Origin of the sequence: Paenibacillus sp. FSL L8-0435, assembly GCF_037965655.1 — a bacterium.
Lineage (GTDB): Bacteria > Bacillota > Bacilli > Paenibacillales > Paenibacillaceae > Paenibacillus.
Genome location: NZ_CP150185.1, coordinates 2,027,643 through 2,042,562, shown reverse-complemented (window position 1 = coordinate 2,042,562; position 14,920 = coordinate 2,027,643). Strand labels below are relative to the sequence as shown.

The following is a 14,920-nucleotide window of genomic DNA, read 5'->3' as shown; positions in this document are numbered from 1 at the left end:
ACATTCCGCTCTGGTCTGTAGCTGGCCTATAACAAGTCTGTCATTCATCTGTTTAAACCCTGTCGTCAGGGAACCTCGCTAAAATAATCACAAAAAAACCTGTTCAGCATTGAGCCAAACAGGTTTCATACTATGGATAAGTGCTATCACTTATGGGACAGCCTCTTATTTAATTTTGACTGTGCCTTCACCCAGCATTTTCTCCATCTCGGAGAACAAGGTTGGTGATGGCTTAATCCGGTAGGCATCACTCAGCGCAAGCAGCTTCTGCTGCTGCTCATAGAAGAGCACTGTCGCCACAGGTCCGGGATGCTCCTGAAGCAGCTGCTTCAGACGTGACAGAAGCTCAGGCTTCTCCGCATGCGGGGCAATCTTCACGAACACCCGCTGCTCCACGGCCCGCGGTTCGCGGCTCTGCGCCGGGCTGCCTGCCGCTTCTGCGGCACCGCCAGGCCGGGAAGCCGCCGCCGTGGCTGCGCCCATGCCCGCCGCATCGCTGCGCGTCGCTGCCGAGCCGTGGCTCCCGCTGCTACGCGCAGCCGAAGCATCCCCGCCTGCGCTGCTGCGCTGCGCTTCGGCTCCTGCGCCCGCTGGCCGCCGCGACGAAGCCGCCTGCGCCGGGCGCGAAGAGCTGCCGCTGCCGGGCTTGCCGCGCCGGGCGCGGCTGCGCAGCTGCTGCTCCAGTGCCGCCGGTGACAACGGCACCACTTCCTCAGCCAGCAGCTTAAACCCTTCGTCCTGCTGCTGCACTTTGGCACGCACGATGAGCAGTTCACCTTTCCCGACATGTTGCTGGCTTCGCCGCCATACCTCGGGAAAGAGAACCACTTCACAGCGTTCGATCTGGTCTTCCAGCTCCATGAACGCCATAGCCTTGCCCTGTTTCGTCGTGATCGACTTCACGGACACAACCATACCCGCGGCGACGGTCATCGTGTCGTCTGCCGCCTCGGTCAGCTCCATGATCCGGTCAGCCCCACTCGATTCCAGCACATCTTCATAGTCATCCAGCGGATGCCCGGAGAGATACAAACCTAACAACTCACGCTCCAGCTCCAGTTGCTGCCCTGAGGAATAAGGAGGAATATCCGGATACTCAATCTCCCAGTTTGGCGTCTCAACAAAGTCGAACAATTGAATCTGCAGATCCTCGCGTTCCTTGCGCCATTTCAGAGCCGCTTCAACAGTCTCATCCAGCATCGCGAGCAATTGAGCCCGGTGCCCAGGTAATGTATCAAAAGCTCCGGCCTGGATCAGCGATTCAATCACACGTTTGTTGCATACACGCAGATCCACACGACGACAAAAATCGAGCAAACTGTCGAACGGTCTCTCCTGCCTTACGATCATAATGCTTTCCATTGCCTGGGTACCGACATTTTTCACAGCGGCCAGACCAAATCGTATTGCGCCCGTTAATTTTTCCTCATCCGGATTATCATTAGACACTGCAACGTTCTTCTCTGCTGAGGAGAGTTCCCCTTGCTCCGCGCGCGAGGAAGACGCCTCTTGTCCCTCGTCATTACCATTTTCCATTGAAGAAGCCGTCACCAATCCAGGTTCCTTCCGGTTGTCGGATGTCTCAGGCATGGATGTTGCTGCCTGCCACTCATATTTACCACTGTCCTCTTCGGGTCCAGGACCGGGATCATCCGGCAGAGGTGCTTCACCATATTCGGCTTGTCCCGAATGCCCATCATGCTCATGAACGCGATCTTCCCTGAAGGAACTCTCGTTACCGTTCGTGGCATGTTCTTCGGCAGGGCTTCCGGCGTCACTCTCTGCATCTGCTCCCGCAGTCTGCCGCAATACATTGCTCTGATTCCCAGCTCCTGCGCTGCCGGATGGCACAAATACAGGTGTGAACAGAATACCACTCTCATTCACATCCGGCGGAAGCACCTCCATGTCCATACGTCGACATTCCACCACGTACTCTGCCACTTTCCGATGACTGCCCATTACGGCTGTTAACATGGATGCCATAAAATGAACCGGATAATGCGCCTTCAGATACGCTGTCTGGAACGCAAGCACACCATATGCCGCGGCATGAGCCCGCGGGAAGCCATAGTTGGCAAACTTGACGATCATATCATAGACCAGGTCTGCCTCTTCTTCGCTATACCCTTGTTTCAGGCTGCCTTGTACAAAGTGTCCACGCTCCAGATCCAGCACTTCCCGTTTCTTCTTGGAGACCGCTCTGCGAAGCAAATCTGCCTCACCCAGCGAGAAACCGGCCATCCGAGAGGCTATCTGCATGATCTGCTCCTGATACACGATGATGCCGTACGTATCTTTCAGGATAGGCTCCAGATCCACATGGGGGTAATCCACTTCAATCTGTCCATGCTTGCCCTGAATGTATTTGGATATGAACTCCATCGGGCCCGGACGGTACAAGGCAAGTACAGAGATTACATCTTCAAAACCACTTGGCTTCATCTCTTTCAGCACACGGCGTACCCCGGCAGACTCCAGTTGGAATATGCCCATCGTGTCCCCTCGCCCAAGCATCTCGTACGTTAACGGATCATCATCGGGAATAAGACGGAAGTCCGGAATTTCTCCATGTTCCCCAATCCAGCGCACACAACGCTCAATGATCGAGAGGGTACGCAGACCAAGAAAGTCCATTTTAAGCAGACCAATAGACTCCAGGTTTTCCATGGAATACTGGGTTAATGCTGTCCCTTCACTGCCCTCCTGAAGTGGCACCACATCGGTTAGCGGGTCACGGGATATAACCACTCCCGCTGCATGCGTCGAAGCATGGCGTGGCATACCTTCTACCTTCATCGCCATATCCAGCAGCTCACGTGTCTTAGGCTTGGTTTCATACAGCGCCTTCAGTTCAGGTGTAGCTTCCATGGCCCGCTCAATGTTAATGCCAAGCTGCGCCGGAATCAGCTTTGCAGCCTTGTCCACTTCACCATAAGGCACATTCAGTGCCCGTCCAACATCACGTACGGCTGCACGGGCAGCCATCGTTCCAAACGTAATAATCTGGGCGACATGGGCTTTGCCATATTTATGCGCGACATAATCAATGACTTCATCTCGCCGTTCATCGCTGAAGTCAATATCAATATCCGGCATGGAGATCCGCTCCGGATTCAGGAATCGTTCGAAGAGCAGGTTGTATTTCATCGGATCAACATCGGTAATATGCAAAGTGTACGCTACAAGACTACCTGCCGAGGAGCCACGGCCTGGTCCAGTAACAATGCCTTGTTTATGCGCATAGGCGATAAAATCCCAAACAATCAGGAAATAATCCGAGAATCCCATGCTGTCGATTATACCCAGCTCATACGCTAATCGTTGTTCGAGTTCGGATCGAAGCTCCGCATCTGTCCAACGTGTGGACTGCGCATAACGCTCCTCCATTCCTTCTTCGCACAGCTGACGCAGATACGCCGAAGGGCTGAGTCCATCGGGAAGTGGTCTGTATTCCGGCAAAATCGATTTGCCGAATTCCAGCTTCAACTCACAGGACTCCGCAATGCGGACGGTGTTCGCCAGAGCTTCGGGTACATGAGGAAACAAACGAGCCATCTCTTCTTCACTTTTCAGATAGAGCTGATTGGTTCCAATCCGAAGCCGAGTCTCATCATCCACGGTCTTGCCCGTTCCGATACAGATCAGCACATCCTGAAGCTCAGCATCCTCTTCCGACAGATAATGTGCATCATTGGTCGCTACAAGCGGAATCTCAAGCTCGGCAGCCAGTTTGATCAATTGCGGATTTACCCTTTTTTGCTCGGAAAGCCCGTGATCCTGAAGTTCCAGATAGAAATCGGCACCAAAGATATTTTTGTAGCGTAACGCGGCACGTCTTGCCTCTTCTTCTCGCCCATGCAGCAGATGCTGTGGTACTTCACCACCCAGACATGCGCTTAGACAGATAATGCCCTTGTGATGGGCAGCCAGACTTTCCATATCTACACGGGGTTTGTAATGAAAACCTTCGAGATGTCCAATGGAGCACAATTTCATCAGATTACGGTAACCCGTCATATTTTTGGCCAGCAAAATCAAATGATGAATCGGTTGATCCTTGCGGCTTCCCCGCTCTTTGCGGGACCCTGCTGTCATGTATGCCTCGCACCCTATAATCGGCTTGATGCCTCTCTCCATACATGCTTTATAAAAAGGAATTGCACCATACATCACGCCATGGTCGGTCAGCGCAAGTGTCGTCATTCCGAGATCTGCAGCCTTATTCACGAGATCCGGAATACGCGCAGCGCCGTCCAGCAAACTGTATTCGCTGTGAACGTGCAAATGCACAAAAGAACTCATGTTTTTTTCTTCCTTTCGCCGCAGATAGTCGCAGCATCGATCTTCTGATCCGTCTGCTACCCTATCTATCTCATATATATATGAATTAAATAAAAAAAAAAAATGGAATCTCCTATTAAAATTCGTGACAACCTCATAAAAAGGAGACTTTATTATTCTATTTTATCATAACGTTCGGGGGCACGCCCATACAATAGAAGTACAAGCCGCTCCCCCTGTGACAGACCGAAGACAGGAGGTGTGCTGCTAGGTCTGAAAGGGGTGTTGCCAGTGAGCACATTTTTGTCCAAAGCCATTCTTGATTTCTTTATTGCGTTTGGAATCGTGCTGGGCGGCGCGATGATCGGAGGTATTGGAGCAGTGATTTCACTTCAGCCTCCGACACAGACGATGCTCGATATTTCCGGGAAAATAAAGATATGGGCACTCGCAGCCGCTGTCGGCGGCACAATAGATCCCATGCGTGTCATCGAGAGCAATTTCCTGGATGGTAACCTGTCTCCGGCGGTCAAACAAATTCTGTATTTGATCTCTGCTTTTATGGGCGCACATATGGGAACCGAGCTGGTGAAATGGGTGTGCGGCGGAGGCCGGAGCTAATATGAGACAGGAACAGCGTTCATGAGAATTCCGCCATTTTCCCGTTACCGCCCGCTGATGCGAATGACCGCTGTGTTTGTTCTGGGAATGATCGCTGGATGTGTCGTCTACAACGGTGTATTTCACCTGAGTTACAATGCGTTATGGCTGAACAATCAGGAGCTGCAGCTTCAGCTGCATCAGAATGAGGAGGATATCAAAACGCTGAAAAAATACAGTAAACGCCAAACCGTTATCAAGGAAATCAAGGTCCGTGCAGAAGAATCGGATAAGGGGCCAGACGAAGCTTCTCTGAAAGTGATGTTACAGAAACTCGGAGACGAACTTGAGGTACTTCGGGGCAGAGATGTATTCAACATCGATGAGTATAGCAAAATGACGCGAATCATGCTGAATCAGAAAGTCTACTCGGTCAGGGAAAAGGAGTACACCGTTCAGGTCAAAACGATGCTGGTTATGGAAGGCGTACTGCAAGTTTGGGTACAGATTCGCATGCACGTTCCTGCGTAACAGCAAAAAACTGCCCTTGTCTGCATCTCTGCATGGTACAATAAGGGCAGTAAATGCTTTCCAGAAAAGGAGCTGCGTCTTTGTGTTCATTGATGTACTCAAATATGCTCTAATCGCCATCTTTGCTGTTGCCATGGTTTTTGCAGCGTTGAACAGCATTCGTTCACACAGAAGTTCAGATGCTACCAGCGCCGGTCTGTACCGTTCGTGGACAAATATCTGGATGGGTGGCATGCTTGTCGTGCTTGCACTGATTCTGATGTTTGTCTTCACGGGTTCCACTTTATCCGTGATTGTGGAAGCGCTATTTCTGATTATGGGTGCGTATAATGTATTTGCCGGAATACGTAACCGCAGTTATTATGCGCGGCTTCAACAACGGTCCAATAAGGGATCAGGTAAAACCTCCGGACAATCTGCATGATCCGTTGCAGCGCTATCATTGTGTCTGCAAAAAGAGAGTACTTCCCCTTCGTTAAGCGAAGCCAGAACCGCGCGACAGCGCAACCCGGCAGAGCTTATTGGTCAGGGAGTACTCTCTTTGTCTATGCCCGAGGCAACGTACCCTGCTAGGCATGGTCAATCGACTGCAATGTCATTACCGCTTTGCATACCACACTGCCTTCACGGGTAACCACAATGTCCATTTTGCAGGTTCGACGGCTGGTTTCCAGAATTAACGGTCGAACCAGGATCTGATCCTCAATCTGTACCGGTCGAACAAAATACGTCGTTACATTATCGACCACATGGTCGTTCCCTGTAACATCCCACGCTGCCCGCCGGCCAGCCTGTGTCATCACATTCAACAGAACACCTTCGGAGATCGTACCCAGATCCGTTGCCATCTGAGGAATGATGAATCCGTGGAATAACAATTCGTTCTGTTCACCGCGCTCCTCAGCAAACCCGTTCCAGATCAGATGATCAAACGTCTCTCCCAGTTGTGGCTGCTTCTGTGCATCCCGCATGGCCTGAAGCACTTCCTTGCGTGTGACGGACGCAATCAGTTTGCGGTTCCGATCCACGATTGGCAGAAAATCGATGCCTTCCCAGGTCATAATCTGGGCAGCAGAAGCAAGAGATGTCTGCAATGAAGCCGTAATCGGGCGGCGTATCACACATTTCTCAATACTTTGATCTTCTTTCAGCTCACTGACATCCTTCAGACTCACAATCCCGATGACCCGGTTCCATTCATCCACCACCGGGAAGCGATGTTCACCCGTCTCCGACACCAGCATATGAAAATCTGCGGCTGAACTGGTCACCTTCAATACCTGCAAGCGAGGTTTCTGACCAATGATATCCTCAACAAGCATAATTTTTTTCTTAATCAGCCGATCGAAGATCGCACGGTTAATCATTGAAGCCACTGTGAATGTATCATGTCTGGAAGAGATAATGGGTAGCCCAAGCTCGTCAGCCATAATTCTTACTTCACGACTTGTCCCAAAACCACCCGTAATCAACACGCCCGCTCCCTGTTCGAGGGCAAGCGAGTGAGCATCTTCACGGTTACCTACAATCAGCAGACTCCCAGCGTCAATATAACGGGCCATTGCCTGTTCTTTCATCGCACCAATCACATACTTGTGCAGCGGTTTGGTGAGACCTTCGTTCCCCCCCAGCACATGGCCCTCCACAATGGTCACAACATCAGCAAAGGTCAACTGTTCCGACATGCCCCGAGGTCTCTTCTCGATCCGCACCGTTCCAATTCGTTCCTTGGTCACGACCAGCCCGAAGTTCTCCGCCTCTTTCACCGCACGATATGCTGTCCCTTCACTTACACCCAGCTCCCGCGCAAGTCCACGTACTGATATTTTGCTGCCAACCTTCAGTTGTTCAATATGTTGAAGTAACTGTTCATGCTTCGTTACGTTCTCTTCCTGTCCGTCCAACTGTACCACCCCCGAAGATGCATCTGTACTATACTGTACCTATTATAACACGACGTCAGGAAAATAACCCCACTTCCTATCCCATTCTTATTGGGAAATGGGCTGCTTGAATTCAATCTTCTGATTATTCCCTGATCCTTGTATATAACAAAAAGACCGGCCCCTTATGTGCAAGGGAATCCGGTCTTGTTCCAGAGGCAGAACCAACGCTGTTGGCCCTGGCATACGGATTGTAATTCTATCCTTTATACAGACTCGCTCCGCTCCTGCTTGTCCAGCAGTTTCATCTCCCACTGCCGCAGCTTCGCCCGACGAACGGCTTCCAGCGCACGCTTCTTCTCTTCATCCACACCAAGAATAAAATGCAGATGTGCGCCAACGATTAATAAGGAGAACAGCACCCATACGATGCCAAAAATATTAACCCAGTCCATTCCTCCAGCAAAGGAAATCCGCGGCAGTGCTATGACCAGCATCGACAACGCAATAAGCAGATAGATTACATGTTTTGCTTTTTTCAACCTTTTCACCATTCACAGCTCCTTCGTTCTTGATCGACTCTATATGTCTAGTCTATGAACGATAAGGAGCCAATATGAAAGGTTCAGGTAAAAAAACAAGACAACCTTTTTGAACTACCTTTTTTACGCTTCAGCGCCACCGTACAGATGACCCAGACTGTCAGCAATAATTTTATTCACGTCTTCAATGATGACACTGAGGCGACGCTCCGCGTCAAACAAGCGACGGATATTCAGATTCAAGCTCAGTACCTCAAACAATTTTTCCATTTTCTCCATCTCATCCGGAGCTGGCATATCCCCGCTCATCATACGTTGTTGCAGTTCCATTTGTTGATCACGGAAGTTATCCAGCATTGCTTTTGCATCCGGATCAGCTTCAATCAGCTTCATCGCGGAAGTAATCTCTTCCACCTCGCTGCTTTCTCTCAGTGCTTTGGCCAAATCATTGGCTTTGTCATAAATGTTCACTATTATTCCTCCTCAGATTGGTTTGTTCATCCGTGCTAATACACGCTTTTCTTCGCTGTCAAACAAGGACGATCTGAAACAGGCCATCCATAACCTGCCTCGAAATCAAATGCATTTAATCCATATGGGTCAATCACCAAGGGTTATATGTCCTCATATGATGAAGCACATGCCATGTTCAGATGCCGTTCAACTTCGAGATCAGACATCAAGTTGCCGCCCGGAAGGAGATCCGTGATGTCCACTAAAAAAGTAACGATTCAGGTTACCGGCTCGGGCATCCTGCAGGACGACGTCATCATGCTGGGCGAAGGGGTGCTTAAGGCACTTAAAATCCCTTCAGGAAGGCCGCTTCAGCTGCAATTTGGATCTTTCCGTCGCGAAGTCACTGTTATTCCGGTACCAAGGTATGACGGGCTGCGCATCAATCAGACAGTTGCCAGCAAGACCGGTCTCGTTCCACGTTCGGTTCTGAGGGTATCCTATCGTTCAGCCAGCCGTACGCTTCGTCTTGGACCCTACATCAGTGTACTGGTTAGCCAGGATTATCCCGATCAGCCCGATCGGCCCTTTGGCTCCATCACGATGTTCTGTCAAGAACTGGTGAACGCCTGCCGTAAGCAAGGCGCCTATGTATCCTTTTTCACACCGGAGGATATTGGAGCGGTAACGGGTTATATGAAAGGCTGGGTGTATGATGACGGCTGGAAAAAGACTGTTCTGCCTGTAGCAGACGTCGTCAATAACCGGCTAACGTCCCGCAAGCTTGAGAACAAACCTAGCGTACAGCATTTTATGAAAGAAGTAAAATCGCTCTACGGCACGCAAACCTTCAATGAAAAGTTTCTGGACAAAAACGAAGTGTTTGACGCACTCAAGTCCATTTCAACGCTTAAACGAGTTCTTCCCGAGTCTCATTTACTCAAGACATCAGCCCTGCTCAAGACGATGTGCAATCGACATCCGGTTGTATTTCTGAAGCCCGTACGCGGCTCTTTGGGTAAAGGGATCATCCGGGTCTCACGTCAGACGGACGGAAGCTTCCTGACTCTGGCAACTGGCGTCGGGGGCACCCGGAAACAAACGTATACTTCTCTGGATAAACTGTATGCCAGTATGTCTGGGAAAATGAAAACAACGCGTTATCAGATCCAACAAGGGCTGACTCTCATTGACAACAGTGGCAGACCCGTGGATTTCCGTGCGCTCGTGCAAAAGAACCGTACAGGTAAATGGAGTGTAACCTCCATCGTCGCCCGGATTGCAGGCGGGAGTCACTACGTATCCAATCTGGCACGGGGTGGAAGTCTCAGCACCGTCAAGGATGCTGTTGCCAAAACACAGTTATCTGGATCAGCCAAAGCTTCCGCTTATGCAGGATTGCACACCGCAGCACTGGATATCGCAAAGGGGATTGAGAGTGCCATCCCTGCTCATTTTGGTGAACTTGGTATTGATCTGGCTCTGGACACCACTGGGCGCGTATGGCTGCTCGAAGTCAACTCCAAACCATCCAAGAATGATAATACACCACTGAGTGAGAGCAAGATCCGCCCTTCCGTCAAAGCCATGCTTGAATATTCTACGTACCTGGCGGGTTTTTGAAAAGTTATTCCCTACTGGAAACAAATCTGATAGAGGAGAGGTGCAGCGTAATGTTTCCATCATCTCAGACCAAGACACTGGCCATTCTGGTACGTGCAACCGAAGGCTCACCTCCCTTTACAGATGAACTTTTCTGTCGTCGTCTCAGTGTGGGGAGCATGCGATACGCCCTTCAGATTATTGTGATCCCGATATCAAATGATGCAGTCCATCTCCCTCTTCAATGGGGATATGTCTATCATCAAGGGAAGTGGAATTCGGTACCTGTTCCTGCAGTCGATCTCATTATGGATCGTTGTCTTCGCCCGATCTCCAGGTACGTCAGACAACAGCTTAAGGAATGGATACCAACCAACGGCACAGATCAACACCGTTATTGGTCTGCTTCCCTTCCAGGAAAATGGGAGGTACATCGTGTGTTGTCCCGAAATCCTGAATTGAGGTCACAACTTGCTCCCACAACCCGGATCGGATCACATATTCCTTGGGAAACATGGCTGGACCGTTGGCCCAGAGGACTGTTCTTCAAACCGGTATCCGGGACTCATGGCAAAAATACCTTTCGCCTGTCTCGGGGAACGACTCCATCAACATGGATCGTGGAGGGGCGTAACGAGGACAATGAACCCTTTTTTCTTACATTCAACCATACCCAGGCTGTATCTTCCTGGCTAGCATTACATCAGGCTGAGCGTAAGATGATCGTGCAGCCATATCTGGAGCTTAGCCATCATGGAAGAGCATTCGACATACGGGCTCTAATGCAAAAGAATGGGCAAGGTCGCTGGACGCTTACCGGATATATGGTACGGGAAGGACCCGAAGGTTCACTCACGTCCAATCTTCACGGTGGGGGTAAAGCATATCCTGCCCACGCATATCTGCTCCAGCGATATGGAACGATTCGCACAGAAACTCTGCTGAAGAGCATCCGGCAGACTGCTACTCTTATCCCCACCCTGCTGGAAAGCCGTTTCGGCAGGTTAGCCGAATTGGGGCTTGATTTCGGAGCAGATGCAGAGGGCCAACTCTGGCTAATTGAAGTCAACTCCAAACCAGGCCGCACCTCATTTGCAGAAGCGGGCGACCGACGCATGCATACTCTGACTTATACCCGGCCGCTTGCCTATGCCCGTTATCTGTTGCAACAACATGTTCTCACGGACGTCATTCGTCCAATGAAATTGCCGAATACATCCAGCAAAGCTGGCCTGAAACCCATCCCGATTCACGGCGGCTGAGGCCCGCAGCGCCCGCTTGCCATGGAGCCCAAGGATCTTTTCAGGATAGGAGGATAAATCATGAGTTTGACCTTTTGCAATCTGCATTTCACCAAGCAACCGGATAAAGTGGTTTATGTATCCAACGCTTTAATGAAGAGCCTCAACCTGTCCGGCAAAAAAACGGTGCACCTTCGCTTCGGGCGTGACCGGGTACCTGCAACGATCAAACCAATCAAAAAAGCAGGTAAACATCTGTATCTCGCTTCAGGTATCCGTAATATGATGAACGTTCCGAAACGGGGCAGTATTTATCTCCGGAATTTGCAAAATGATGAGGTCCAGTTAGGTCCACTGATCGGCGTACTCTCTGATGGGCCTGCGACGAGCACGAATCCATTCGGTTCCCGTACTGGTTTCATCAAACAGTTACTCCGTGAAGGCAGCCGAAAATCCTATATTTATGCCTTTACTCCCCGGGATATCAATTGGCAGAATGAGACGGTATCCGGTTTTTTTCTGAATGATAACGGAAGCTTTACCCGCAAAACGGTACCTCTGCCCGATGTCGTCTACAACCGGTTACCAAGCCGTCGTTCAGATTTCTCACCAGCCATTAACCAACTGCGGGAACGATTTATTCGTCGGAAAATTCCGTTCTTCAATTGGAGCTTCTTCAACAAATCAGATATCTATACATTGCTGGAGAACGAACCAACAGCCGGAAGGTATATCCCTGAATCAATTACCAATCCGTCCGTTGAACAGATGAAGGAAATGTTGGAACGCCATCAGTTCGTCTACTATAAACCTACTGCCGGAAGTCTGGGGAACGGGATCTACCGCCTGACTTACTCGCCCAAACGTGGATATTTCGCACGTTATCGCAAAAAAGGCGGTAATGCACTCCTGCGTTTTGGGTCCTTCAACAGTCTGATGCGCATGCTTCAGGGAAGACATGGCAAACAGCTACGCGGATATGTCGTTCAGCAGGGAATACGTCTAATTGAGATTGATGAATGTCCAATTGATTTTCGTTTTCACATGCATAAAAATGGTAACAATCAATGGGTTGTTGTCGGAATTGGAGCCAAAAAGGCAGGACGTGGCAGCGTCACAACACACATCAAAAATGGCGGCTCCCTAATGACTCCTGAGCAGGCGCTCAGTCGCAACTTCGGCGATCGTGCGGGAGAAGTTCTTCAGCATGCCAAATCCGTCGCTATTACACTGGCCCAGGCGATTGAAACCCAGCACCAGCATCTGATTGGTGAGATTGGCTTTGATCTGGGCATTGATCAGGAGGAACATGTATGGATGTTCGAAGCGAACGCCAAACCCGGGCGCTCCATTTTCCGTCACCCTTCACTCCGGGTGGAGGGCAAATCGTCGGTGGAGCACATCTTGGAACACTGCCTGTATTTGAGCAAGTTCCGGAAGAAGGAAGAAATTTGATGAGCCTTCATGATGATTTCAAACCTGTCATTGCTGTTTTGACCATGCATGATAAACAGCGCATGTTCAGGGGAAATCATCAAAATTTTCAGGATATCTTACAGACAGGCGAAAGCATGGGATACGTGGTGTACATTGTAACTGTTCGGGATCTGAACGTGAGTGGTCCCACCGTGAAAGGATATACGTACAACAAGGGGAGTGGAAAGTGGGTTTCACAACCTTTCCCCCTTCCCCATGTTCTGTACAATCGTATTCCCAACCGGGAAGACGAAGGAAAACCTTCCGTACAGCGTAAAATTGACGAATGCATGCAATCCGGAATCGAACTGTATAACCCATTCTTTTTCAACAAATGGGATCTGTTCGAATGGCTGAAGAAGTCCAAATCGACTCAGCAACTGATCCCTTATACTCGGCGGATGCGAAGTGCTTCTTCTCTGGGTGCCGTTCTACGGGCGTATCCCTACCTGTACCTTAAGCCCGAGAGCGGCAAAGCTGGCAAAGGAATCATGATGCTTAAATTTCAGGAAAAAGAACGACTTCCCTACCGACTCAAAATACAAACCACACGTAAAAGCACGACCTATAAAGCAGCTACACTTGCCAAGTTATGGGCACGAATTCGCAAAGAAACCGGACTTACGCCCTATATCATGCAACAAGGCATTGAATTGGCATCCTCTCGTAAACGCCCCTTCGATTTGCGTGTTCTTGTACAAAAGAACACCAAGGGCCAATGGAGCGTAACCGGTGTAGGAGCGAGACTTGCTGGCTCCCGCAGCATTACAACGCATGTGCCGCGCGGCGGGAGCGTAGAAGACCCTGAGAAGCTGCTGACCGAGCTTTTTGGCGAAGAAATGTCAACAACCCTGATGAAACGTGTGAAATCCACTTCATTAATGATCGCAAGACAGGTAGAACGGGGATCTGGTTTCACACTCGGAGAAATGTCCATGGATCTGGGCATTGATGACCTGGGGGAACTCTGGTTCTTCGAAGCCAATGCAAAGCCCATGAAGTTTGATGAACCACAGATCAGACGGCGGTCATTGGAACGTATATTTCACTACAGCGCTTATCTTGCCCGTCAGTCCAAACGATGATAGACAGGAATACTGCAAAAAGAAGGTGATTGTTTGTGTCCTCACCTGTTCTGGGCATTATGACGTTGTACTTAAATGAACATCGCGCTCTTGAAGAACGAAGCGTCTATCGCAGAATGATTCTTGAAGGGCGCAAGCGGGGACTCGATATCTATGTATTCACACCAGCCGACGTACACCCCGGGGGCAAACAAATTGAAGCCATGGTTTTTCATGAGGGAAAAGGCTGGTCCAGGGAGTGGCGATCATTCCCGGACCTGATCTTTGATCGCTGCCGGATTCAACGTAACCGAAGGTTCCAGCAATTGCTTGCTTTTCGTGAGAAATATGGGCATCTGCTCTTTCTGAACAGGCCACTGCGCAATAAATGGACCATCCACCAGACCCTTTTACAAAAAGCCAACTTTCGTGAACACCTGCCGGAAACCGCTCTATTTCAGGATATGTCCGATGTAAACCGGATGCTCAAAGTTTCTTCCCTGGTCTATCTCAAACCCATTAATGGAACAGGCGGACGTGGTATTCTGCGCATTGAACGCAGCAGTAGCGAGGCTAATACGGTGCTTGTTCAGGGGCGGGATCAGAAACGTCGTATCATCACTCCACGTAAAGTTCATTTCTCACGACTTGGCGCGTTGCTCCAGCACTGGAACATGAAAGACAAGTATCTTGTACAAAAGGGGATTCAACTTCAGCTTCCGAATGGACGTGTGCATGATTATCGCATGCTCGTTCAGAAGAATGGTGAAGGACAATGGGAGCTTACTGGATGTGCTGGACGCATGGGTGCAGAAAAAAGCGTGACCTCCAATCTGCATGGCGGCGGTCAGGCAATAGCGATGAACCGACTCATGAAGCAATGGATCGAAGATGACGACCTCCGGGCAGAAATTAACACAACTGCAGAGAAATTCGGCATTGATGTTGCTTCGTTTCTGGAAGATACGTATGGCGACCTGTGTGAGCTGGCACTGGATTTGGCGATTGACAGAAGCGGACGTATCTACCTGCTTGAAGTTAATCCCAAACCTGCGCGTGAAGTATTCGCTCGCATCGGGGAGCGGGATATCTATTATAAAGCCATCACTCAACCGCTGGAGTATGCCTTATATGTATATCGCAACAGACCTCCCGGAACGTCCAGAAAACCAGCCACTCCCAGGCCCGTTTCGCAAAAATCCACCAGAGTAAAAAGAAAAAGGAAAGTCAAGTGAATGGATTAG

12 protein-coding genes are annotated in these 14,920 nt (G+C 50.0%); 8 read left to right on the top strand and 4 right to left on the bottom strand.

The window, feature by feature from the left end:
* Positions 1-165: 165 nt before the first annotated feature.
* Positions 166-4,305 carry a DNA polymerase III subunit alpha gene (locus NST33_RS09380; protein WP_339307697.1) on the bottom strand — a complete coding sequence of 1,380 codons (4,140 nt, stop codon included), beginning with the start codon at positions 4,303-4,305 and terminating at the stop codon, positions 166-168.
* A gap of 270 nt (positions 4,306-4,575) precedes the next feature.
* On the opposite strand from NST33_RS09380, the gene NST33_RS09375 reads away from it, so the two are divergent.
* The 3 genes from NST33_RS09375 to NST33_RS09365 all read left to right on the top strand — a co-directional run bounded on the left by NST33_RS09375 (position 4,576) and on the right by NST33_RS09365 (position 5,839).
* On the top strand, positions 4,576-4,905 hold the full coding sequence (locus NST33_RS09375; RefSeq protein WP_026081169.1) for a YtrH family sporulation protein: 330 nt from the start codon (positions 4,576-4,578) through the stop codon (positions 4,903-4,905).
* 21 nt (positions 4,906-4,926) lie between these two features.
* Positions 4,927-5,415 (top strand): hypothetical protein, encoded by a 489-nt coding sequence (locus tag NST33_RS09370; protein WP_017689500.1) that lies wholly within the window; start codon positions 4,927-4,929, stop codon positions 5,413-5,415.
* Between the two features lie 82 nt (positions 5,416-5,497).
* A complete protein-coding gene (locus tag NST33_RS09365; RefSeq protein ID WP_339307695.1) occupies positions 5,498-5,839 on the top strand; it encodes a YtpI family protein in 342 nt (113 codons plus the stop codon).
* 145 nt (positions 5,840-5,984) lie between these two features.
* Here NST33_RS09365 and NST33_RS09360 read toward each other — a convergent pair whose 3' ends face one another.
* From NST33_RS09360 to NST33_RS09350, 3 genes are all read right to left on the bottom strand, one after another.
* Positions 5,985-7,319 carry a DRTGG domain-containing protein gene (locus tag NST33_RS09360; RefSeq protein ID WP_076209105.1) on the bottom strand — a complete coding sequence of 445 codons (1,335 nt, stop codon included), beginning with the start codon at positions 7,317-7,319 and terminating at the stop codon, positions 5,985-5,987.
* 245 nt (positions 7,320-7,564) lie between these two features.
* Positions 7,565-7,849 (bottom strand): hypothetical protein, encoded by a 285-nt coding sequence (locus NST33_RS09355; protein ID WP_085981456.1) that lies wholly within the window; start codon positions 7,847-7,849, stop codon positions 7,565-7,567.
* A 114-nt stretch (positions 7,850-7,963) separates the two neighbouring features.
* Positions 7,964-8,311 (bottom strand): YlbF family regulator, encoded by a 348-nt coding sequence (locus tag NST33_RS09350; RefSeq protein WP_036609862.1) that lies wholly within the window; start codon positions 8,309-8,311, stop codon positions 7,964-7,966.
* A gap of 237 nt (positions 8,312-8,548) precedes the next feature.
* On the opposite strand from NST33_RS09350, the gene NST33_RS09345 reads away from it, so the two are divergent.
* The 5 genes from NST33_RS09345 to NST33_RS09325 are packed head-to-tail and all read left to right on the top strand — an operon-like array spanning position 8,549 to position 14,911.
* A complete protein-coding gene (locus tag NST33_RS09345; RefSeq protein ID WP_221823125.1) occupies positions 8,549-9,916 on the top strand; it encodes a YheC/YheD family protein in 1,368 nt (455 codons plus the stop codon).
* Between the two features lie 50 nt (positions 9,917-9,966).
* Positions 9,967-11,157, top strand: a complete 1,191-nt coding sequence (locus tag NST33_RS09340; protein ID WP_339307692.1) for a YheC/YheD family protein — start codon at positions 9,967-9,969, stop codon at positions 11,155-11,157.
* A gap of 60 nt (positions 11,158-11,217) precedes the next feature.
* Positions 11,218-12,591 carry a YheC/YheD family protein gene (locus NST33_RS09335; RefSeq protein ID WP_310334037.1) on the top strand — a complete coding sequence of 458 codons (1,374 nt, stop codon included), beginning with the start codon at positions 11,218-11,220 and terminating at the stop codon, positions 12,589-12,591.
* The gene (locus NST33_RS09330; RefSeq protein WP_221823121.1) at positions 12,591-13,697 is read left to right on the top strand and encodes a YheC/YheD family protein; all 1,107 of its coding nucleotides are present in this window, start codon (positions 12,591-12,593) and stop codon (positions 13,695-13,697) included. The genes NST33_RS09335 and NST33_RS09330 overlap by 1 nt, the downstream gene beginning before the upstream one ends.
* Positions 13,698-13,732: 35 nt before the next feature.
* The gene (locus tag NST33_RS09325) at positions 13,733-14,911 is read left to right on the top strand and encodes a YheC/YheD family protein (protein ID WP_339183647.1); all 1,179 of its coding nucleotides are present in this window, start codon (positions 13,733-13,735) and stop codon (positions 14,909-14,911) included.
* Positions 14,912-14,920: the final 9 nt, after the last annotated feature.